This is a genomic window from Pseudomonas sp. NPDC087185, assembly GCF_044744955.1.
Lineage (GTDB): Bacteria > Pseudomonadota > Gammaproteobacteria > Pseudomonadales > Pseudomonadaceae > Aquipseudomonas.
In genome coordinates, this window is the sequence record NZ_JBIUZK010000007.1 from 81,713 (window position 1) to 102,656 (window position 20,944).

A 20,944-nucleotide genomic window follows, 5' to 3' on the forward strand; every position below is an offset into this window, starting at 1 on the left:
CTCAAGCAAAACGCTCGACAGCTGCATCAATGAACCGGCGTACCTTCAGCGTCCTTAGCCTGTCGGCAGGGTAAAGCAGACTCATGGGCTTGGATGGCCCATCGAAGCCCGGCAGTACTGGCACCAGCGCACCACTGGCCAGCGATGGCGCAATGAGGTCTTCAGCGGCGAGAAGAATGCCAAAGCCACATAAGGCAGCGTTCAACTGAGCTCCCGCATCATTGACACGTAAACGGCTGCCCACGCTCACTGGATAGGCCACGCCATCGCGGGTGAATATCCACTGTTTGTCCATTACCCGCTCCCAGAATACGTACCCCAGACAAACATGTTCGGCGAGGTCGGCGGGTGTCTGAGGCGTGCCGTTTGCCCGCAGGTAAGCAGGGGCGGCGCAAGCGATGAGGCGATAGGGGTTTAGTGAGCGCATGACCAGGCTGCTGCTGGTGTCGACCTTAGGCTCGCCAATACGGAAAGCGACTTCGATGCCTTCCGCAATCAGGTCGACAAATCTATCGGTCAGATCCAGGTCGATCGATACCAACGGATGATCAGTCAAAAAGTCAGTCACAAAAGGCATCAGGCTTTGTCCGCCGAAGTTTTGTGGTGCGCTGACTTTCAATGCACCCGCCGGCTGGCCCCGGGTTTCCAGCACGATGGCATCGGCCGCTTTGGCTTCGGCAAGCACTGCGATACAGCGGTCAAAATACGCTCGCCCGATTTCGGTCAGGTTCTGCCGGCGAGTGGTTCTATTGAGCAATCGTACCTGAAGGTGTGCTTCCAAATCCGCAATGTAGCGCGCGACCATTTGTGGCGACATCTCCAGCCGATTAGCCGCAGCCGCGAATGAACCGGCTTCACAAGTGGCGACAAATACTTCCATGGCACGCAAACGGTTCAAGATTCGCAACCATGCGTTTTGAATGCCGCAACCATATGCAGGTTTATCCTATTCAAATGAGTGAATAGGCTAGCATTCTTTTCTTCAGGAGGCTCATCCGTGATGACCGCAGACGATTTTCAGAGGCTTGTTCGCACGCGCCGCGTAGCACGACAATTTTTGCCCACGCCAGTGAACCGCGCGCTGCTTGATGCGCTTTTGATGGATGCGCAGCACAGCCCTTCAAACTGCAATACGCAACCTTGGGTTGTCCATGTTGTTAGCGGTGCTACGCGCGATGTACTGAGCAAAGCACTTCGCGCCGCTGATGCACGCGGTGATCTTACGCCTGATTTTGAGTTTGATATGCAGTCCTACACGGGCGTCCACGCGCAGCGCGCCCAATCCAGCGGCCGTGCACGCTATGAAGCGATCAACGTGGCTCGCGACGATCGGCCAGGTAGGCTCGCGGCCATGCAGCACAACCTGAGCTTCTTCGATGCACCCCACGTCGCATTGCTTTTCATGCCACGCATTCACGACTACGTGCGCAGCGCCAGTGATGTGGGTATGTACGCACAGACGTTTCTGTTGTCACTGCATGCACGAGGTTTGGCTGGCATTCCGCAAACCCTGCTGGGTCTATACGCCCAGACAATACGCGAGGTGCTGGGCATTGAGGAGGAGATGAAGCTTATGTTCGGTATATCTTTCGGCTACGCGGACCCGCAATCGCCTGCCAACTTTGTAGCGGTGGGTAGAGCGCCACTGTGCGAGAGTGTGACCCATCACGTTTGATGAGGGGTGTTGGCAAGGCTGACAGCCCGGGAACTGCCAGCCTTGTTAATTAGTGGGTGCAGGCGCTACTTGTCAATGCTGAGCGGTCTGCATTTTACTGAGCGGCATACCGGTGTTCTCCTCGATCTTGCCATCACCGCTGATATAGCCATGGCGCGTCAAATTGGGCATTAGCATCGAGGCGATGAAGGTCACGCAGAGCACCGCCGCGACGTAGAAGAAGAAATAGTCTTCAACCCCTTGGGCCCTGAATGAAAGCGCAACATATTCTGCGGTGCCTCCAAATGCTGCGTTGCCCACTGCGTAAGGGAATCCCACCCCCAGCGCGCGCACGGCAGGCGGGAAGAGTTCGGCTTTGACGATACCGGCGATTGGCGTATATAGCGAAGCGATCACCAATCCGCCAAATACCAGGGCAAAGGCTACAAAAGGATTATGTGAGCCCTTGATCGCAAACAACAGAGGGATGACTAGCAGAACGCCAAGGCTTGAAAAGAGCAGCATGTGAGTCTTGATGCCGAGTCGATCAGCCAGCAAGCCAAACAAAGGCTGGCAGATCATGAACCCGATCAATGCTGAGGTCATGATGAAACTCACCGTCTCAGCATCGAAACCTGCGGAAATGACCAGAAATTTTTGCATATAGGTGGTGAAGGTATAGAAGTAGAGCGACCCACCAATGGTGAAGGCAATCACCAAGCCCACTGCACGCTTGTGTTTGAACATCCCTCGCAACGATCCGGCACCTTCACGGTGCATTTCCTTCTTCGATGCGGTTTCGTGCATCGACCGGCGCAGATACACAACGACGACGGCACTCACGGCACCGATAAAGAACGGAATGCGCCAGCCCCATTCGCGTAGCTGCTCATCACTCAGCGTCTGTTGCAGGACAACCACAGTGAACAGCGCCAGCAATTGGCCTGCGATAATCGTGAAATACTGGAAGGAACCATAGAAGCAGCGCCGTCCGGGCGTTGCGATTTCGCTGATGTAAGTGGCACCGGTCCCGTATTCGGCGCCGACGGACAACCCCTGAATCAAGCGCGCCACGACCAGCATGATCGGCGCAGCAATGCCGACTGTTTCATAAGTGGGCATCACGGCAATCAACAGCGACCCGCCGCACATCATGAACACAGAGATAATCATTGACACCTTGCGACCGCGAGTATCAGCCAGCCAGCCAAAGATCCATCCTCCCAGCGGGCGCATGAAGAAGCCGACGGCAAATACTCCGGCGGTTGCCAGCAACTGGGTCGTCGTGTCGCCCTTGGGGAAAAACGAAGCAGCGAAATAAATTGCGGTGTACGCATATATGAAGAAGTCGTACCACTCGACGAGGTTACCCGAGCACGCGCCCATGATCGCCCTGACGCGATTGGGTTGTTTGGCGGGGGTATCATTCAGAGCGGTGTCGACTTGGGCTGGAATTGGCATGGCAGTCAACCTCTGGCGAAGCGAGAGACACCACGAAGCGAAACGGCGCTCCGTGCACGGCGATAGGGGGGGGCAGAAAGCTCAGCGCTGGCGCTGATATCTGGAGCTACAAGCGTTGAGGTCGCGTGTTGCCAAGAGGGGGTGGGAAGGCAAGTAGCATGATGAAATCCTCTGGTTTTATTTTTGTGAGGAGTCGCAGACGAGATGCGACCTAGATTTCAAGCTACTCCAGGCTGAGCACTTCAATAAGGGGGCTTGATGTCTATCTGATATGCTGAAATTCTATAGCTGGCTGCGAACAGTCTCTTTAGACTTTCTACCCGCCTCTTGCCTCTCATTATGGTCAGCCTATGGACGTCGTACAGCTCAAAACACTGATTCATGTCGCTGAGCTCGGCAGCCTCAGCAAAGCCTCTGATCGGCTGCATATAGCGCAGCCGGCGTTGAGTCGCCAGATACGCCAGCTGGAAAAGGAATTGGGCGTGTATCTGTTTGAGCGTCATGGTCGAGGCATGATCATCACGGAAGCAGGCAGTGGCGTTTTGCAGCATGCCACCCGCATCATGGATGAATTGGAGGCAATTCGTAGTTCTGTCTCCGGTGCTCAAGGCTCCTTCCGTGGGGCAGTCGCGATCGGTACCACGCCCACTATCGCCGAGATCATGACAGTTCGTTTGGTCAAACGCATTCGCGAAGAACATCCGGATTTATCAATCCGCATTTCATCTGCGTTCAGCGGCTATCTCCTCGACTGGATTCAGCGTGGTGAATTGGAGTTGGCTGTCTCTTACGATTTAGAGCCTTTGCATACCCTTCGCATCGTGCCGGTCATGATGGAGAATCTTGTCCTGGTTGGGCCGCCCAATGCCGGCCTTAAAATGGACCAAGCAATCAACTTCTCAGCCCTGGCTCATGAGGGCATGGTGTTGCCAAGCCCACGGCATGGTTTACGCAAGATCATGGACCGTTGCGCTGCCGATCTGGGTTTCAAGCTTGCTACCAGCGTTGAGGCAGACTCCTTTGGTGCAATGATAGATCTGGTCCGCAATGACTTCGGCCTAACCGCCCTGCCACTGGCGTCGATTTACGGTCATCTGCAGAGCGGTACGCTTTGCGCTGCTCCGCTGGTGGAGCCAACCCCGATGCGTAAAGTGGTCATGGTGTCACCGGCTGACAGGAAGGTAAGCCAGGCAACACGCTATGTGGGTGAGACCTTTGTAGATCTGGCGTCCCGGTTGGTCGAGCAGGGTATTTGGGCCGGCCATATGCTGTGAGCAACAGTCCGTGGGATTGCGCTTATGATCTCAAGCGGTCGGATGCGTGGACGCTGCGTTTGCGGTGCTCGTGCTTCAGTATGTTGTGCGCCTGTCATTCAGCATCAGCAAGAAGGCATTCGCATTACCGCTCAAAACCAGGATATCAATACCGAGTGTCACGGATAATCTGGCTTGGTGAAGTGCAGCGACCGGCGGCAATCCGTAGCCGACACGCATTTCTGTCAATGGGGTGATGCAGACCGACTTCGTTCATTCAAGGCCAGCTCTGCAAGCCACCATTTAAATTTTTTTAACTGGGGGAGGGGAGCTTGGCAGGTTAGCGTTGTGGCTTTCGAACCTCATGGAGACAAGCCCAATGGTACAAGGTCTTGAAGTGAACAAGCTGTTACTGGAGATGCGCTCTATGCAGTCCGCGCTCCCTCTGTCGACGACCTCCCATCTGGCGATAGGGGCTGCGAATCCGAACAGCTTCACTGATTTGTTCAAGCAGGCGTTAGAAAAAGTGCATGTTAACCAACAGGCATCCGGGCAGTTGGCTAAAGCATTCGAGCTAGGCACGACGGGTGTAGATCTCACACAAGTGATGATCGCCTCTCAGAAGGCCAGCGTTTCCACTCAAGCGCTGGTTCAGGTGCGCAACAAGGTAGTCCAGGCTTATCAGGACATCATGCAAATGCCCGTATGAAGCTACCGCCCCCGTGCGCATTGAATAACTGCTCGCAACCCCGGCGATGCATCTTCCAGGCGCAGCTGAAACCCGTGCAGCCGCACAATTGCCGCAACGATGGCAAGGCCAAGACCTGCTCCCAAGACCTGCTGATCGCGACTGCAACGACCAAAGCGCAACAGCACATGGTCGCGATCCTCGGCCGGGATGCCTGGCCCGTCGTCTTCAACGATCAGGTTAGAACCACTAGTGGATTGCTCCAGCGCAACTCGGATTGTGCCCCCCACAGGCGTGAACTTCAGCGCGTTGTCTAAAAGGTTTATCAGTGCTTCCATGAGTAGTTCATCGTCAGCCAGTAGCGGTGGCCCAGCTTGCACGTCGACCAGGAGCGTAACACCGCATTCTTCTGCGACAGGTTTGAAGTCTGCAGCGAGTAAGCTGATCAGCGAGCCTGGGTCCAGCATTTTCATACCGGCTCGGCGGCTATGTGTGTCAATTTCGGCAATGCGCTGGATAGCACGAAAGCGCGTCAACAATTGCTCCGTGGCGTCAAAAGCTTCATGCAGGCGTGATAACTGACGCTCGGGGGACTCGGAGTGAAAATCCTCGATGGTTCGGCGTAGTTGTGCTCTTAACCGATTCAAGGGCGTTCTCAGGTCGTGCGCGAGGTTGTTGCCGACACTGCGCACCTCACCCATCAAGTGTTCAACCTCGTCCATCATCTGGTTGACCAGCGCGGACAGCGCATCCAGCTCATCCCCTCGGCGCGACAAAGGCAAGCGCAGACCCAGATTACCTTCTGCAATACGCTGGCTTGTGTATTGAACCGTCTTCACTCTGCGCAATGGGCGTAAGCCTAGAATTGCGCCCAGCCCGATACCACCGGCTATGCTCAAACCCCCTGACCAGAGCAAAAGAGCCAGCAGCATGTCGCTAATGCCACTCAATGTCTTGGCGTCATAGCCGACGACCAGGATATCGCCATTTGCGACCACCTGAGCAGAGGCCTTGGCGCCAAACTCAAAGCCTGGCTCGTTCAACGCACGTGGCATGCCGTCCAGCGGCAAATCCGAGGGCAAATGCTTGATGTTGCCGGCAATGTAATGTGCATCTCTTGAAAACAGACCGTAGTGGGCGATGCCGCGGATATCGCCACGTTGCAACTGCTCCAGTTCGCGCGGAAGCTCTACAGGAGGTACATGCAGCAGCGAGCGCGCCTGGCCGACAACGAACGTTTCGCCAATTTGACTGAAATAGTCGGTGGAGCGCCAATAGATCAGTGCCAGCAGGACCATCATGGCCAGTGCTAGAACCCCCGCGTAGCTAACCGTCAGCCTGAACGCAGTGGTCCGCCAGAGGCTAGGCTTCATGATCGCCCGCGTCGAGCAGAAAGCCAGAGCCTCGTATCGTCCTGATCGAGGGCGTACATTGCAGATCAACCAGTTTGCGCCGCAGACGGGTGAGGTGGACATCTATCAACTTGGTGCCTGGATCGAAGTTATATCCCCACACTGTCTCGAAGATCAAACCGCGCGTCACCACCTGACCAGCATTGCGCATCAAAAACTCCAGAAGCTTGAACTCCGTGCTCTGAAGGTCGACATGGCGATCCGCACAGGTCAACCTTCGTTCAAGTAAATCGAGATGGAGATCCTTGAATTGCAGCTGGGTCTTGCGCTCATCGTGCGCTTGCCTGCGTAGAAGAGATTCAACTCTCACGGCCATTTCTTCAGAGGCGAACGGCTTTACCAGATAATCGTCGCCTCCTGCACGTAGGCCTTGAATCCGGTCATCCAAAGTCGCCATGGCGCTGATCATTAGTACAGGCGTGTTGAGCCCAGCCTGACGAAGGCCAGCAACGATTGCCATGCCGTCCAAGTTGGGGAGCATTCGGTCAAGGGTGATGACGTCATAATGCCCACTAAGAGCGAGGTCGAGCCCTTTCTGTCCATCGGTGGTGTGCTCCACCCGAAACCCGGCACGCCGCAACTCGGTGACGATTTCCTCGGCGGTGATCGCATCATCTTCGATGCATAAGGCGCTCTTCACAGTGATCCTCGGGTGATTGGGCAGTGGTCAGCCCGGTTCCGGCGCAGCAGTAGTCCTTACAATCGTAAAGCAGCAGCGTTCTCGCTCATAGTTAACTTATTTTAGCTAACGCTCAATACTCGCTTCGCTACACGATTGCCTCCCTCATACCTGCGCGCCCCTATGGAGCGCGCTGATTGAAGCACTGAGGAGCGCCTTCATCGTGAACGTTGTAATCCCCTCCAGCATCTCGCTGAACTCTCATGCCCACATGAGCGGTTGCCTGCGTCCTGCACATGGGCTACCGGCAGCAAGCGGAGGTAAAGACTGATGTCCAGATTCTTCATTGATCGCCCGGTCTTCGCCTGGGTCATCGCTCTGGTGGTCATGCTGGCGGGCGCCCTGTCTATTCTCAAGCTCCCGGTCAACCAGTACCCCAGTATCGCGGCACCAGCGATTGGTATCCAGGTCAACTACCCTGGAGCGTCTGCTCGAACGGTGCAGGACACTGTCGTCCAGGTCATCGAACAGCAGCTCAACGGCATTGACGGCCTGCGCTACATGTCGTCGGACAGTACCTCCGATGGCCGGATGAGCCTTACGGTGACCTTTGAACAGGGGACCGATCCGGACATCGCTCAGGTTCAGGTCCAGAACAAATTGCAGTTGGCGACCCCGTTACTGCCACAGGAGGTCCAGCAGCAGGGCATTCGGGTCACCAAGGCGGTCAAGAATTTCCTGCTCGTCATCGGGGTGGTCTCCGAAGATGGCAGCATGACCAACCAGGACTTGAGCAACTATGTGGTTGCCAATATCCAAGACCCCATCGCACGTACCCCAGGTGTAGGTGACTTCCAGGTGTTCGGTGCACAGTACGCCATGCGCATCTGGCTGGACCCCGCACGCCTGAACAGCTACCAGTTGACCCCCGTGGACGTCAAGGCGGCCATTCAGGAGCAGAACGTACAGACTTCTGCCGGCCAGATCGGCGGGTTACCGGCCGCTCCTGATCAGCAGTTGAACGCCACCATCACTGCCAAGTCGCGGCTGCAGACGGCGGAACAATTTGCCGACATCCTGCTCCGAGTCAATGCTGACGGGTCTCAAGTACGCTTGGGCGATGTGGCGCGTGTTGAGCTGGGCGGCGAGAGCTACAACGTCAGCGCCCAGTACAACGGGCTTCCAGCTTCGGGTATGGCGATAAAACTGGCAACCGGCGCCAACGCGCTGGATACGGCAAAGGCCATCCGTGCCACGGTCGCCGAATTGGAACCGTTCATGCCCCAGGGCATGAAGGTGGTGTTCCCTTATGACACGACTCCAGTAGTTTCGGCCTCCATCCAGGGCGTACTGATGACGCTGGTCGAGGCGGTAGTCTTGGTATTCCTGGTGATGTACCTGTTCCTGCAGAACTTTCGGGCCACCCTGATCCCGACGCTGGCGGTACCCGTGGTGCTGCTGGGCACCTTCGGTGTTTTGGCGATGTTTGGCTTCACCATCAACACCCTGACCATGTTCGCCATGGTGCTGGCGATCGGCTTGTTGGTCGATGATGCCATCGTAGTGGTGGAAAACGTCGAGCGCGTGATGGTCGAAGATGGGCTGCCACCGTTGGAGGCGACGCGTAAGTCGATGGATCAAATCCAAGGTGCGCTTGTGGGGATCGGTCTGGTGCTCACGGCCGTGTTTCTTCCCATGGCGTTCTTCGGCGGTTCCACCGGGGTCATTTACAAACAGTTTTCTATCACTATCGTGTCGGCGATGGCGTTGTCGGTATTGGTCGCGTTGGTCTTTACCCCGGCTCTCTGCGCCACGATGCTCAAACAGCCGGCCGCTGACCACAACCACAAGCGCGGGTTCTTCGGTTGGTTCAATCGCACGTTCGACAAAGTCGTTGGTTCTTACGAGCGCGCTGTCGTAGGCGTGCTCAAGCGCAAGCTGCCTTACCTGATGATGTATGCAGTAATAGTAATGGCCATGGCCTGGATGTTTACCCGAATTCCTACAGCGTTTTTGCCGGAAGAGGATCAGGGTGTCTTGTACGCGCAGATTCAAGCGCCTTCCGGAGCTACCGCCGTGCGCACTCAGGCGGTCATAGATGAAGTCCGCCGGTATCTGCTGGAAGAGGAGGGGGAGGTTGTTTCCTCGGTATTCAATGTCAACGGCTTCAACTTCGGTGGTCGCGGGCAGAGTTCTGGCATGGCATTCGTCATGCTGAAACCTTGGGAGCAGCGTACCGAGCCGGGGCAGGGCGTCTTCGAACTGGCGGAGCGTGCGCAGCAGCACTTTGCCGGCCTGCGCGATGCGAAGGTGAACGCATTTGCCCCGCCGGCTGTAATGGAATTGGGCAATGCGACCGGCTTCAACCTGTTCCTGCAAGACCGCGCAGGGCTGGGGCACGAGGCGTTGGGGTTGGCTCGTGACCAGTTGATCGAGTTGGCGGCCAAGGAGCCAGCACTCGCGAACGTGCGGGCAAATGGACCGCGCGACGAGCCGCAATACAACCTGTTCATCGACGATGAACGTGCGCGTGCCCACGGCCTGTCATTGTCTGATATCAACGACACCGTCGCGATTGCCTGGGGCGGAAACTATGTCAACGATTTCATTGACCGCGGCAGAGTCAAGAAGGTCTACGTTCAGGGTGAAGCAACTTCGCGTATGAGCCCTGAAGACGTAGCCAAATGGTATGTGCGCAATGCCAGTGGGCAAATGGTGTCGCTGACCACGTTTGCCCGTGGTGAATGGAGTTATGGTCCGCCGAAGCTCTCGCGTTACAACGGTGTGCAAGCTCTGGAGATCCAAGGTGAACCGGCTCCCGGGTACAGTTCGGGTGATGCCATGGCAGCGATCGAGCGAATTGCTCAAGAGCTACCGCCTGGGGTGGGCTTCTCGTGGACTGGCCAGTCTTACGAGGAACGACTGTCGGGGGATCAGGCTCCAGCACTGTTCATCCTCTCGCTGCTGGTGGTGTTCCTGTGCTTGGCCGCGCTGTATGAAAGCTGGTCAATCCCGTTCTCCGTGATGCTGGTTGTTCCGCTAGGTGTAATCGGCGCACTGCTGTTTACCAGCATGCGGGGCTTGTCGAACGATGTGTTCTTCCAGGTGGGCCTGCTTACAACTGTGGGCCTCTCTGCAAAGAACGCAATCCTGATCGTCGAGTTCGCCACTGACCTACACAGGCAGGGCTTGAGCCACCTCAATGCGGCGGTAATGGCGTGTCGTATGCGCCTTCGGCCAATCATCATGACATCGCTTGCCTTTACGCTGGGCGTGGTGCCCTTGGTGCTTTCAAGCGGGGCAGGGGCGGGCAGCCAGCATGCCATTGGTACAGGTGTGATCGGTGGCGTCATTACCGGCACTTTGCTGGCGATCTTCTGGGTACCGCTGTTTTACCTGTCTGTCAGCTCAATGTTCCAGCGCAACAGGCCGGCCCAGAACATCTCAACGGCGGCGCGTCCGCCAATAGTTACACCAAAGGAGTCGAACCAGTGAGCTGGCTTTACTATTCACGCATGAGTATCTGCGCATTTGGATTTTTTGTGGCCAGCGCGGCTGCAGCCGGTCAAGATGGGCGCCTGCAAGACCATCACGAGGCCATGCTGGCCTACGCGCAAAAGGCAGGAAAAGCTAAACCGGTGGTAAAAGACTATGCCTACGGCGAAAAACTCGATATTGCCAGAATGATTGGCATGACCGATGCGCTCAGCTCTTGTGAGCTAGTCCCCATGGCGATGACGTACGAGGATAGAGCCGGACAACTAACGACGGTGCTGTATTCGGCAATGGGAACGTGCCCCAAAAGCTGACAGGAAGGGTGAAGGCGCACCATGAGACGTGGTGTGCCTCGGTCGTCAGTCTTCAATAACTTTGTACAGACGGTAAGGATATTCAACGCGGTCGCGATCGCTGAATGTGCCGTCTGGCCTCATAGCGAACGGCAATCCCGCGTCTGGTTGATTGCACGGAAGTACTTGCCATCTATTATCGGCCTATCTGTCTGAAAACCGTAGTGGTGGGCCAAGAAATCTAGGGTGGTGCATGAAGGATTATTCACCGCGCAAACGGTTCCGACGATTGTTGAGCAATTTGCGCGCAGGGTACTTCGACAGGATTCGTGAGGAAGCGCACTCGACGGTTGTTGAGCGCCTAACAGACGATGTCTTACGACCGTTACAGGCTTTGGTGACAGTGGCAGTGCCGCGCTCATTGCGCGAACGGCCAGGTGGACGCATCGAGTGTCTAATGCGCGTAGGTGGCACCAGCGTGCGTTTCACCGCGCGCTTCACCGACAGCATCATCGGGCTGGCTGCCGTTCCCTTTTTCAGGCTTGCCAGGGGGCGCCGTTTCAGAGAGCAACGGTTGCATCATCCGGATACCCAGCAACTATTAGGCTTACTGTGCCTGCCTCGACGGCAGTACCGCATTATGCCCGTCGTAGTATTACTTCCAGGTTCAGGTCCTCAGAATGCCGACTACACCATCGGACCCAGTCATATTTTTTCTGAGTTGGCCTGGGAGCTGGCGGGGCGGGGCATCGGCACGGTGCGCTTTGACAAAAGGATGCCAGCTAATGCGGTAATTAGCGGCACAGTCCATGAAGAATACGTCTTGCCCGTCATGGCGATCCTCCGCGCCTTGGCTCTCAATCTACCCGACAGTCCGGTTTATCTCCTGGGGCATAGTCTGGGTGGCTATGTCGCGCCACTTATTGCTTGGCGGCAGACACAAATAGGAGCACCACTTGCCGGCGTCGTTGCGATGGCGGCACCCTGGCGTACCTTGGAAAACCTTATAGCAGCACAAGCCAACGGACTGTTGCCCTTGTTGAACGAAAACGAGGCGCAGGATCTGCAGCGGGATCTTGAGTGCTTGCGTACAGTAGCCAGCGCACCGCGTGGGTCAGAAAAGCTTGCGTTTGGCATGTCTTCAGTTTATTTGGCGGCCATACGTGAGCACCATCCTGCCGTCTGGCTCAATATCGACACTCATACGCCCCTGCTGTTGTTGCAGGGGCTGGCTGACGAGCAGATCTCTCCGCAGCTCGACTTTGAGCAATGGGTGAGCGCCGCCGACCAGCGCCCTGCTTGCCAATGGCGAGCGTACGAGGGGCTGGACCATCTGTTCAAACGTAGTCAGTCGGGGCGTCCCGAGCAGGACTACGCCCGCCGCAGGCCCATCGCCGGTACTGTCATTCGCGACTTGGCTCACTGGTTCCATGCGCCTCAATTCGCCCTGCCAGCAAAACCAGCCAATCGCGGATAGAGCATTGACGGTAAAGGTCGGCATAGCCGAGATCAAAAAGTCTTGGTCGTTGAAATAGTCAACCAGTTGGAGCATCTCCATGGAGGTCAGTCCATGGGCCATCAGGTGGTCGGTAGAAGTCAGGCGCTCGACATCCAGAGCGCTGCGGGAAGTCAATACTAGGTATGCGCGCGCCTGCACCAGCGTGAGCGGCTGAGTGGCAATGGCAAAGAGTACCAGACGCAGCGTGCCATCGGCTGCAGTCAGCCCGACCAGAACGGCATCAATCACTGCTGGATGCTTCATTATCACGTTTTCAACTTCGTGGGGGTCAATCTTTTCCCCATTGCGGTTGAGGGTTTCTACGCTACGGCCAATCACTTCCAAATAATCGCCATGAGCATGCCGTACTAGGTTCCCGCTGCGGCAGAACCCTCGCTGATCGAATGCCTGTCGATCGGCATGCGGGTCATTGAAATAGCCTGGAATCATGTAAGGACCGCGGGCACAGAGTTCTCCAGCAGTATCGGTTTGGCCCCGCAGCTCGACCTCATCCAGCTCGGACATGGGAGTACCCTGGATGGACGCCACGACTTCCGTTGGGTCGTTTGTACAGGTGTAACAGACCAGCCCCTCAGCCATGCCGAAAACTTGCTGAAGCCGGATACTGGCATTGGCAATCGCCTTGTGGGCCAGTTCGCGATGCAGCTTGGCGCCGCCCAGCAGCGTCGCAGCTTGCGCATCGCCGTGCTGCTGGAGGCCAATGGCCGGGGCGGTTCGCGTGAGGTGCATGGTGCCTTGCGTCTGGGCCAGCAACTGGCTATACGCGGGCTGCGCAACGCCTTCACGATGCAGGAAGGTGAAGCCTATCTGTTTGTCGCTGGCGGCATCGGGGTTACGCCCATCATGGCCATGGCGCAGACCGCCCAGCGCGCGGGTTTCGATTGGCAAATGCTCTATGGCGGTCGTTCGCGCCAGTCGATGGCCTTCATTGATGAGCTGCAGGTCATGGGCGCGGGTCGTGTCGAGGTCGTGCCGATGACGAGGTCGGCCTGCTCGACCTGGACGCCGTTGTGGCCGCTGCACGGGCTGGGCGTCAGGTTTACAGCTGTGGGCCGGCAGCGCTGCTGGATGACCTGACGGCATTTTGCCGAGGCAGGGTTGCTGGAGCGCCTGCACCTGGAGCGCTTCGCCCCGGTGCAGGCGCCGGTGGAGCAGGGTGGTTAAGCGTTGACGATCATTCTTGTTCGCAGCGGCACTCAACTGCAGGTGCCGCTCGGTTGCACGATGATGCCGGCGCTGCGGGCGGCGGGGTACGAAGTGGCGTCATCCTGTGAACAGGGTGTGTGCGGCATGTGCGAGACGCGGGTGCTGGATGGGGTGCCGGATCATCGCGACCTGCTGCTCAGTGAAAGCGAGCGGGCGCAGGGAAACGTGATGACGATGTGCGTTTCTCGAGCTTTCACGCCGACCCTCACGCTCGACCGAAGTCATTTGGACATGGCTCTAGATCGGTGGATTCAGCGCGTAAAATTGAAGCTGTGCCCCCAATTTTGCCCCCAGTCGCGCTGGGTGTGCGGGCGAGTGGGACGAGCACTATGCCTTGCAACCGATCAGTTGCCCGCTGAACGGCGAGTAGCCTAGGCTCTTCTATTTGTGCTGGTGGCAGCGACCTGCTGGTCGCCAACCACGTGATTCCACTCGCTGTACGCCGACTTCAATACTTGGGGAAGACTAGGCCGCTCTCGTCTGATCTCACTCAACGCTTCATGGACTCGAAAACCATCCAGCCAGTTCCTATACTTTAACGATCCATCCCTCAGGTGCTTCACGGTCCCCTACCTGAATTCCACTCAGCTCATTGAAAAGTTGGCGAATGATTGGGCCAGCCTCGTCTCGGCTATGGAAGATATATTGTTTATGTCCATGCTGGATGCTACCGATAGGCGTGATGGCCGCAGCAGTACCACAGGCGCCTGCTTCCTTGAAATACTCGAGGTTATCCACCAAAACATCATCCTCGATCACCTTGAAACCGAGACGCTGACTAGCCAGTTCCATTAGTGATAGACGTGTAATACCTGGAAGAACGGAATTGGAGCGCGGTGTGATGAATGTGTCGTCGTGAGTAATGGCGAAAAAGTTGGCCGATCCCACTTCTTCGATGCGAGTGTGGGTAGCAGGGTCAAGATAAATGCAATCTGCAAATCCCTTCAGCTTGGCTTCGGCGCCCGGCATCAGACTTGCGGCATAGTTGCCACCCACCTTTGCTGCGCCTGTGCCGTGCGGTGCGGCCCGATCATAATGGGATATCACGAAGTCATGGGGCTTCATGCCCCCTTTGAAGTAGGCACCGACTGGAATGCAGAATACAGAAAAAATGAACTCAGGCGCCGCGCGAACGCCAATATTGTCACCCACACCTATTACGAATGGCCGTAGGTAGAGTGCCCCGCCGGAGCCGTAAGGTGGAATAAACCGTTCGTTGTGGCGTACAACCGCTTTGCAGGCATCAATAAACTGTTGCTCACTGACTTCAGGCATCAGAACTCGCGCGCAACTGCGCTGCATGCGCCGCGCGTTCTGATTGGGGCGAAACAGGTTTACTGATCCATCCTTGCAACGGTACGCCTTCAAACCTTCGAAACATTGTTGGCCATAATGTAAGGCCGTCGACCCCTCGCTGATATGCAATTGGTTGTCTTCTACCAATTTGCCTTTATCCCATCTACCCTCGCGCCAATAGGAGAGGTAGCGCAGGTCAGTTTTGATGTAGTTGAATCCAAGCGTAGGCCAGTCGATTATCTGCGAAGTCATGAGTGCCTCGTTATCAGGGGGGGACATTCAAAGCGTTGGACTCAGTTGGCGCTGCCAAGGTGTCGGGTAATCGTTACCAAGATACCGACAAGGATTGCTAAAACGCCCAGCAGTAATGGCAGTGTCAGTACCTCATCAGTGAAGAGGACAGACATCATCAGCCCTACTACGGGCACGCCCAGCATGGCGGTGGACATACTGGTGCTGGAAAGCCAGCTACTGGCTGCATTAACCGCGCAGAAGCAGAAAGCGGTTGCCAGGGGTCCCATAAACAACAGAATTTCCCAGAGCGTGCGCGAGCCATCACCGGTGTATGGCCCCTCTACCCACCAGGAAAGAATTGAAAGTGGAATACAAGCCAATGCCATCTGCCACGGGGCCAGTTGGTAAGCCGATGAGCTATTTCTGCTGTAACGTAGATGAAGCATGCTTAGCGCCCAGCAAAGCGATGCAGCTAATAGCATGAAGTTAGCTTGGACCAAGGGCCGGTTACTCCAGTCCAGCGACAGCGGATTGAACAGTATCAATACGCCCATCACACCCATAAATGTTCCCATGAACTCTCTACGGCTCAGTCTTTCGTGCAGAAGCAATACGGCAATGGGCAACACCCAGAGGGGGGTGGTGTAAGCCAGGACAGCAGAGCGTCCGGCATCCACATGTGTCATCGCCACCGCACCTAGTACAGTGAAGGTCATCATTTGCAATAACCCAACACTTGCGATGAGGGGTACGTCATGGCGCTTGGGAATTATGAGTTTTCCAGTGGCTGCTTGAATGACAAAAAGACAAGCCGCCCCAAGTGCGAAGCGTAGCGTGGAAAACCATATGGGAGTGATGTGGTTCAAGCCGCTTTTCATCACAGGCCAATTCGCCCCCCACATCAGAATGGCAACGGCTAACAGCAACACGCCCTTTGTTTGGCTAGAGAGCTTCAAGCGTGCGGGTGATGCAGTAAGAACTGACCTTGAATCATTGAGCATTTTTAACTTCCTGGAAGGATGACCAGGGAGAAAAGTCTTGTCCATTTAAGGTTCCGCCTGGCTTTGGAGTGGGAGGCAGGTCGTGTCCATAAATTGAAGTCGAGTTGTTGTTTTTATTTTCGTAAGCTTCATACACCTGTCATCAGCCCTGGGTCATGCACGGGCTGATGACGTCGGAGTGGTGGCTATGAGGATCATTACTCCGCTGCTGGATCAGGGGTTCCACCAGCACGGCTCACCATTGCCCTCAAGGTATTGCCCTTGTTTGGTGATGAACGTGCGTTTTTCATGGCTGTTCTCAAACGTGCCGTGCATGGCTTGGTCCAGCCAATCCAATGATGCCGTCAGCCACTCATCCGACTGCGCTCCTATCGGATGGAATTCGTACTGATAGATCCACAGTTCTTTCGGTCCTTGCAACCTGTCATAAACGTCAATCGTCGACTCAAGGGTAGTGAGTTCATCATTCTCACCGGTAATGATCAGGTACGGGACCTTCACCTGTGGGGCGATAGCGTCCAAGGTCATTGCTTGAGACAGCGATTGGATCTCCTGCGTATCGCTGATCCCAGTCATGAACATCAGGTTCGACATGAAGCTTGGCTGGGCCTGATTGAGCAGCACGTACTTGTCACCCAGATTGGACATGTTGGCGGCAATAGCGCGGATACGTGGCTCCACTGCTGCGGCACGGGTCGCCCACCATGAGCCCATGCTCGAACCCATGATCACGATACGATCAGGGTCGATGGCAGGGTGCTCGCTGAGGAAGTCGATCACTCGGCTGATAGCTCGGTCGTAGTTATCCAGGGTCATTTTGAGTCCCTTGGTGAGAGACTCCCCTTGACCGGGCCCATCCAGCGCAAAACCGGCCCAACCGCGAGGAAGGATTCGCTGCTCGATCAGCTTGTGCCAGTCCTCTTTGAACATGTCCATGCCCGGCAACATGATCACGCAGGGGACTTTACTGGCACCTGCTGGCGTTTCGAGAATGCCGTGAAGGTGCTTGCCCTCGAAGGGAAGGGCGACTCGCTCAATGGGCTGCGCGGAAAACTCGATCACCTTGTCGAAGCAACTGATGAGCTTTTTCAGGTATCGCGCACGGCGAGGATCATCGCCGAGGATCGAGTAATGGGTGCGGGCATACAGCAGCGTGGCTCGTTCGTAGAGCCGGCGGGCCGTTGCTCGACAGCCTCGGCTTTCCCAGTACTGGGCTCGGCCTTCAATCTCGCGGGCTGCCGCAGACCAGGCGGACGGTAGCATGGAGCCTGCCTTTACTGGGTCGAATACCCGCTTGATGTCGTTTGAGTCGTAACCAATCTGTTCAAAGATCGCACCCGCGTCAGGGTGCAGTACATCCAGCCCACCGATAGCCAGGAACGAGTCAAGAACCCAGCGTTGGCCTTTGCGCATACTGTCCATTACTACCTCGCATTGTCGTGAAGGAATCTGACTCGACTATATAATGAGATATGTGATCACGTAAATAGGGTTTTTTGCGCGCCTCTATCTGGTTTTTGGCATTTCAGCAATTTATGTGATCACGGTTTTTGAGGTGAAAGACGTCGACACCGAATGTCTGATACCCCTACAATTGTGATCACAACTGTGATATCCGGCGGCTTGGATGGTCGTCGACATAAGCGAGGTTTCTATGCTCAAGGCCGATTCCATGAGGGATCCGTCCCTGCTTGAAAGTGACGATGGCGCGCCCGCCTTTGGTAAGCTCAGTAGTTCTGTTCTGCGCGAGCAGGCTTATGAGGCGCTTGCCAATGCTTTGCGCTCGGGGCGCTATGCACCAGGGGCTGCTGTCACCATCCGCGGGCTGGCCGAGCAATTAGGAACAAGTACCATGCCGGTGCGCGAGGCGGTTAACCGGCTCCTCACCGAAGGCGCTCTGGAAATGCTCGCCAACCGGACCTTAGGCGTTCCCATGGTCACGGTGCAGCGCTTGGACGATCTAATCGAGGCACGGGCTACGGTTGAGGCGCGTGCAGCATCACTGGCCGCCGAGCGTATGGACACGGCTGCGTTCTCGCGTATCAAGCGCGCGGCCGAGGCGTACAGTCATGCGGTCGACAGCGAACTAATCGCCGAAGCCGTGGTGGCCAATGAACAGCTACATTTTGAGATTTATCGCGCGTCCGGTTCGGATACATTGCTATCGATCATTGAGCGGTTGTGGTTGCAAAGCGGCCCCTACATCGCTGCTGTGATGAAACACATGCATACCGCCGCACACAGCTTGCACGAGCGTGGTATCGCACATCACTACAATATTCTCGCGGCCCTCGCCAAACGTGATGCTGAAGCTGTTGGCGAAGCCATGCGCGCCGACATCATCGATGCAGCGCGATGGTATAAAGAGCAGATCTTCGCAGAAGATGGCAGTTTGCTTGAGCCTATCAAGGTTACTCGCAAGCCCCGTGGCCGCAGGCCTGCGTCGGCGTGACCGGCAGCGCGGGGCGCCACGCTAGCGTGGCGCCCCTTGGGTGGTTCAGTCAGGTTGTTGCGTAAGGAAGCCGCGTGCCAGGTGCACGTACTCGTCTGCTGCCCACGCCAGTGATTGCAATTCGTCTTGCGTCAACGACCTGACGACCTTGCCGGGAGCCCCCATGACCAGTGAGCGGGGCGGGATCTGTTTTCCGGGAGGTATCAGCGATCCAGCCGCGATCAGCGATTGGCTACCGATCACTGCGCCGTCCAGCACGGTGGCGCCAATACCGATCAGCGCCCCTTCTTCGACCGTGCAACCGTGCAGCACTGCCGCGTGACCAACGGTAACCCGGTTGCCGATGCGTACCGGGCTGCCAGGGTCGGCATGCACGATTACGCCGTCCTGCAGGTTGCTTTCCGTGCCGACTTCGATGCGCTCCACGTCTCCGCGTAGCACGGCGTTGAACCACACCGAACTGCGGTTCCCCAAAGTGACTTGGCCGACCACTGTGGCATTCTCAGCCACGAAGCAGTCTTTCCCCAGCTCTGGCCGGGTGCCGAGATAGGCCAGGATCATGGCAGCTCCGGCATTGCGTCGGCCCCTTCGCGTAGTGCCTGAGTGGCTTCCAGGTCCACTCCTAGGCCATGCTCATCGACCACAACCCCGAACACGTCCCGAGCACGGCTAGCACTGAGATAGCCCTCGCTGACATCTTTGCGCACTTGTTCAGGAGCGCGTTCGTGGGGGTGGCCGTAGCCGCCTCCGCCGCACGAATACGAGAGTATCGTCTCACCGTCGAGCAAATGAATAAGGGCTCCGCCTGGCAGGGCTTCCAGCGCACCATCAACATGGCGCCGGTATTGCTTCGACGCTGCGCCCGGTAATCCGCCACGCACACCTTTTGGGGCATTTATGTGACCATCACTGACATAACCCAGGTCCATTGCGCAGCCCACTGGCCCGAATTCCACGAACATGCTACGAGCACCGTTGAAGCGACCGGCACCTTCACTGTCGGTGACGAAACTACGGGAGCGGATCAGCAAGGGGTGGCGCATTTCGTCGAGCTCCACGCTGTCCTGGAAGCACAAGCCGGCATTGCCGACGTGGCCGATGGTTTGCCAGGCATCAGCGAAGGGGGCGCCTGCACCGCCTGTGAAGCCTAGGAACAACTGGTTGATAAAAGCGTGGCCGGTCTTGGGGTCGATGCCGGATATAACACCAATGGAAGGAGGAATCACAGCCCCGCACTCGGCCAACCCCGCGCCGTCCTCCAGCTCCGCAATGGCCGTCTGCACCGAGTTGGCCACCCGATCGGCAAGGTTAGTCGTGGCAACCGAACAAGACGTCGGATGCACCGGAATACCCACCACGCATCCTTCGCGCAGCAGGATGTCGATGCGGCGGAACGAGCCGGCATTCTTCGGCACGCTGTGTTCCACGCTGTTGAATACCCCGACCATAGCAGCTGTGCGGGCACAGGCTTCGCTCAGGTTCAAGCCGCACGCCAGGCTGTCTGGGTTGTCCGTAAGGTCGATTACGACTTTACCCTGCTGGTTGTCGATCGTGACCTTGGAGGTCACGGTCAAGCCCGTTTCCGGCATGCTCTCAAACAGTGGGTCATGGGTGCTTTGGCCTTGGGTCTTACCCGCGGCGAGTTTGTTGATGGCGCTGATCATGCGCTGCTCGGAGTAGTTCAGATAGTCGCGGGAATAGTCTTCCAGAGTCTGCCAGCCCAGCTCCTCGCCCAGTGCCAGCAGCTCTCGCTCGCCGATGCGGGCCGCCCCCATCATTGCCAGGTAGTCGCCCCACCATTGCTCAGGCACGCGGATACGCATCTTGCACATGCGAATGACATCATCGACATTGCGGTACTGCGACTGGATCTTCACCGCTGGGAAGATCAATGCGCCTTCATGGTAAACGTCACGGGCCGAGCCCATGTATGTCGTCGGCTCCGAGTTACCACAGTCCGCCTGGTGAGCTTTGGCGACCACGGTGTAGCGGTGGATGCCTTGATCATCGATGACGGGCACCAGGATGGTGTGGTCGGCCGGATGGGAGCATCCGTGATACGGCGAGTTATGCAGGAAGGCATCACCACGGCGCAGCTCTGGGTGATACTCCTTCATTGTTCTGCTCATCATGTCCGGGCCGCAGAGAACATGAATGGGCAAGCTTTCCGCTGCAGCCAGCAGGTCACAGTCTGCGGTCACAATGCAGCACGAAAAGTCCCGAGCAATGTTGAGCACGCCGGAGCGGCCACTGCGAAGCAAGGTGTTCGCCATCTTGCGGGCGATACCTTCCAGGCGGTTGGTGATGACGGCCAGTTGTACGCCACTGGTAGAGGAATGCTGGGTCTGTTTCATGGACAAC

The 20,944-nt window shown here is 56.8% G+C and carries 18 protein-coding genes and 1 pseudogene; 9 read left to right on the forward strand and 10 right to left on the reverse strand.

The genetic code is table 11. From position 1 onward, the window contains the following. Position 1: 1 nt before the first annotated feature. Positions 2-898: a LysR family transcriptional regulator gene (locus ACIPIJ_RS22895; RefSeq protein ID WP_401080844.1), complete on the reverse strand. Its 897-nt coding sequence runs from the start codon at positions 896-898 to the stop codon at positions 2-4. Positions 899-1,000: 102 nt separating this feature from the next. On the opposite strand from ACIPIJ_RS22895, the gene ACIPIJ_RS22900 reads away from it, so the two are divergent. After that, entirely contained in the window at positions 1,001-1,675 is a 675-nt protein-coding gene (locus ACIPIJ_RS22900) for a nitroreductase family protein (RefSeq protein ID WP_401081339.1), read from the forward strand. Between the two features lie 72 nt (positions 1,676-1,747). Here the strand turns inward: ACIPIJ_RS22900 and ACIPIJ_RS22905 are convergent, their stop codons facing one another. Further along, positions 1,748-3,115: an MFS family transporter gene (locus tag ACIPIJ_RS22905; protein WP_401080846.1), complete on the reverse strand. Its 1,368-nt coding sequence runs from the start codon at positions 3,113-3,115 to the stop codon at positions 1,748-1,750. A gap of 350 nt (positions 3,116-3,465) precedes the next feature. Between ACIPIJ_RS22905 and ACIPIJ_RS22910 the strand changes: the two genes are divergently transcribed. Together ACIPIJ_RS22910 and fliE are read left to right on the forward strand one after the other, a co-directional pair. After that, positions 3,466-4,389, forward strand: a complete 924-nt coding sequence (locus tag ACIPIJ_RS22910) for a LysR family transcriptional regulator (RefSeq protein WP_401080849.1) — start codon at positions 3,466-3,468, stop codon at positions 4,387-4,389. A gap of 358 nt (positions 4,390-4,747) precedes the next feature. Beyond that, on the forward strand, positions 4,748-5,077 hold the full coding sequence (fliE, locus tag ACIPIJ_RS22915; RefSeq protein WP_266033205.1) for a flagellar hook-basal body complex protein FliE: 330 nt from the start codon (positions 4,748-4,750) through the stop codon (positions 5,075-5,077). A 2-nt stretch (positions 5,078-5,079) separates the two neighbouring features. Here fliE and ACIPIJ_RS22920 read toward each other — a convergent pair whose 3' ends face one another. Further along, complete coding sequence (locus ACIPIJ_RS22920; protein ID WP_401080853.1) at positions 5,080-6,357, reverse strand: ATP-binding protein; 1,278 nt, start codon at positions 6,355-6,357, stop codon at positions 5,080-5,082. Positions 6,358-6,418: 61 nt separating this feature from the next. Next, positions 6,419-7,108: a response regulator transcription factor gene (locus tag ACIPIJ_RS22925; protein WP_266033210.1), complete on the reverse strand. Its 690-nt coding sequence runs from the start codon at positions 7,106-7,108 to the stop codon at positions 6,419-6,421. A 309-nt stretch (positions 7,109-7,417) separates the two neighbouring features. Here ACIPIJ_RS22925 and ACIPIJ_RS22930 point away from each other — a divergent pair, with 309 nt between their 5' ends. The 3 genes from ACIPIJ_RS22930 (at position 7,418) to ACIPIJ_RS22940 (ending at position 12,352) form a co-directional block, all read left to right on the forward strand. Then, on the forward strand, positions 7,418-10,582 hold the full coding sequence (locus tag ACIPIJ_RS22930; RefSeq protein WP_266033213.1) for an efflux RND transporter permease subunit: 3,165 nt from the start codon (positions 7,418-7,420) through the stop codon (positions 10,580-10,582). Continuing rightward, on the forward strand, positions 10,579-10,896 hold the full coding sequence (locus ACIPIJ_RS22935) for a DUF2790 domain-containing protein (protein ID WP_266033216.1): 318 nt from the start codon (positions 10,579-10,581) through the stop codon (positions 10,894-10,896). The genes ACIPIJ_RS22930 and ACIPIJ_RS22935 overlap by 4 nt, the downstream gene beginning before the upstream one ends. Before the next feature lie 619 nt (positions 10,897-11,515). Beyond that, positions 11,516-12,352, forward strand: coding sequence for an alpha/beta hydrolase (locus ACIPIJ_RS22940; RefSeq protein ID WP_401081342.1), 837 nt, complete (start codon positions 11,516-11,518; stop codon positions 12,350-12,352). Positions 12,353-12,865: 513 nt separating this feature from the next. On the opposite strand, the pseudogene ACIPIJ_RS22945 reads toward ACIPIJ_RS22940, so the two are convergent. Next, positions 12,866-13,123, reverse strand: a pseudogene (locus ACIPIJ_RS22945) (2,3-dihydroxybenzoate-AMP ligase); the annotation flags it as partial. A 57-nt stretch (positions 13,124-13,180) separates the two neighbouring features. Between ACIPIJ_RS22945 and ACIPIJ_RS22950 the strand changes: the two are divergent. Together ACIPIJ_RS22950 and ACIPIJ_RS22955 are read left to right on the forward strand one after the other, a co-directional pair. Further along, on the forward strand, positions 13,181-13,471 hold the full coding sequence (locus ACIPIJ_RS22950; protein WP_401081344.1) for a hypothetical protein: 291 nt from the start codon (positions 13,181-13,183) through the stop codon (positions 13,469-13,471). Positions 13,472-13,561: 90 nt separating this feature from the next. Continuing rightward, positions 13,562-13,975 carry a 2Fe-2S iron-sulfur cluster-binding protein gene (locus tag ACIPIJ_RS22955; RefSeq protein ID WP_401080858.1) on the forward strand — a complete coding sequence of 138 codons (414 nt, stop codon included), beginning with the start codon at positions 13,562-13,564 and terminating at the stop codon, positions 13,973-13,975. A 153-nt stretch (positions 13,976-14,128) separates the two neighbouring features. On the opposite strand, the gene ACIPIJ_RS22960 is transcribed toward ACIPIJ_RS22955, so the two are convergent. From ACIPIJ_RS22960 to ACIPIJ_RS22970, 3 genes are all read right to left on the reverse strand, one after another. Beyond that, the gene (locus ACIPIJ_RS22960; RefSeq protein WP_401080860.1) at positions 14,129-15,148 is read right to left on the reverse strand and encodes a branched-chain amino acid aminotransferase; all 1,020 of its coding nucleotides are present in this window, start codon (positions 15,146-15,148) and stop codon (positions 14,129-14,131) included. Between the two features lie 41 nt (positions 15,149-15,189). Continuing rightward, positions 15,190-16,176: a DMT family transporter gene (locus ACIPIJ_RS22965; protein WP_401080863.1), complete on the reverse strand. Its 987-nt coding sequence runs from the start codon at positions 16,174-16,176 to the stop codon at positions 15,190-15,192. A 168-nt stretch (positions 16,177-16,344) separates the two neighbouring features. Continuing rightward, positions 16,345-17,553 (reverse strand): alpha/beta hydrolase family protein, encoded by a 1,209-nt coding sequence (locus tag ACIPIJ_RS22970; RefSeq protein ID WP_401080864.1) that lies wholly within the window; start codon positions 17,551-17,553, stop codon positions 16,345-16,347. A gap of 232 nt (positions 17,554-17,785) precedes the next feature. Between ACIPIJ_RS22970 and ACIPIJ_RS22975 the strand changes: the two genes are divergently transcribed. Next, positions 17,786-18,583, forward strand: coding sequence for a GntR family transcriptional regulator (locus ACIPIJ_RS22975; protein ID WP_401080867.1), 798 nt, complete (start codon positions 17,786-17,788; stop codon positions 18,581-18,583). A 45-nt stretch (positions 18,584-18,628) separates the two neighbouring features. Here the strand turns inward: ACIPIJ_RS22975 and ACIPIJ_RS22980 are convergent, their stop codons facing one another. Next, on the reverse strand, positions 18,629-19,144 hold the full coding sequence (locus tag ACIPIJ_RS22980) for a gamma carbonic anhydrase family protein (protein ID WP_401080870.1): 516 nt from the start codon (positions 19,142-19,144) through the stop codon (positions 18,629-18,631). Continuing rightward, on the reverse strand, positions 19,141-20,937 hold the full coding sequence (locus ACIPIJ_RS22985; RefSeq protein ID WP_401080873.1) for a hydantoinase B/oxoprolinase family protein: 1,797 nt from the start codon (positions 20,935-20,937) through the stop codon (positions 19,141-19,143). Before ACIPIJ_RS22985 ends, ACIPIJ_RS22980 begins: the two co-directional genes overlap by 4 nt. Between the last annotated feature and the right edge of the window lie 7 nt (positions 20,938-20,944).

What these genes read in the sequence shown, in the direction of transcription:
- ACIPIJ_RS22920 (WP_401080853.1), bottom strand. Translation starts at nt 6,357, where the DNA reads ATGATGGTCCTGCTGGCACTGATCTATTGGCGCTCCACCGACTATTTC.
- fliE (WP_266033205.1), top strand. Translation starts at nt 4,748, where the DNA reads ATGGTACAAGGTCTTGAAGTGAACAAGCTGTTACTGGAGATGCGCTCT.
- ACIPIJ_RS22900 (WP_401081339.1), top strand. Translation starts at nt 1,001, where the DNA reads ATGACCGCAGACGATTTTCAGAGGCTTGTTCGCACGCGCCGCGTAGCA.
- ACIPIJ_RS22980 (WP_401080870.1), bottom strand. Translation starts at nt 19,144, where the DNA reads ATGATCCTGGCCTATCTCGGCACCCGGCCAGAGCTGGGGAAAGACTGC.
- ACIPIJ_RS22940 (WP_401081342.1), top strand. Translation starts at nt 11,516, where the DNA reads ATGCCCGTCGTAGTATTACTTCCAGGTTCAGGTCCTCAGAATGCCGAC.
- ACIPIJ_RS22985 (WP_401080873.1), bottom strand. Translation starts at nt 20,937, where the DNA reads ATGAAACAGACCCAGCATTCCTCTACCAGTGGCGTACAACTGGCCGTC.
- ACIPIJ_RS22970 (WP_401080864.1), bottom strand. Translation starts at nt 17,553, where the DNA reads ATGGACAGTATGCGCAAAGGCCAACGCTGGGTTCTTGACTCGTTCCTG.
- ACIPIJ_RS22905 (WP_401080846.1), bottom strand. Translation starts at nt 3,115, where the DNA reads ATGCCAATTCCAGCCCAAGTCGACACCGCTCTGAATGATACCCCCGCC.
- ACIPIJ_RS22965 (WP_401080863.1), bottom strand. Translation starts at nt 16,176, where the DNA reads ATGGACAAGACTTTTCTCCCTGGTCATCCTTCCAGGAAGTTAAAAATG.
- ACIPIJ_RS22930 (WP_266033213.1), top strand. Translation starts at nt 7,418, where the DNA reads ATGTCCAGATTCTTCATTGATCGCCCGGTCTTCGCCTGGGTCATCGCT.
- ACIPIJ_RS22950 (WP_401081344.1), top strand. Translation starts at nt 13,181, where the DNA reads ATGCAGGAAGGTGAAGCCTATCTGTTTGTCGCTGGCGGCATCGGGGTT.
- ACIPIJ_RS22960 (WP_401080860.1), bottom strand. Translation starts at nt 15,148, where the DNA reads ATGACTTCGCAGATAATCGACTGGCCTACGCTTGGATTCAACTACATC.
- ACIPIJ_RS22910 (WP_401080849.1), top strand. Translation starts at nt 3,466, where the DNA reads ATGGACGTCGTACAGCTCAAAACACTGATTCATGTCGCTGAGCTCGGC.
- ACIPIJ_RS22975 (WP_401080867.1), top strand. Translation starts at nt 17,786, where the DNA reads ATGCTCAAGGCCGATTCCATGAGGGATCCGTCCCTGCTTGAAAGTGAC.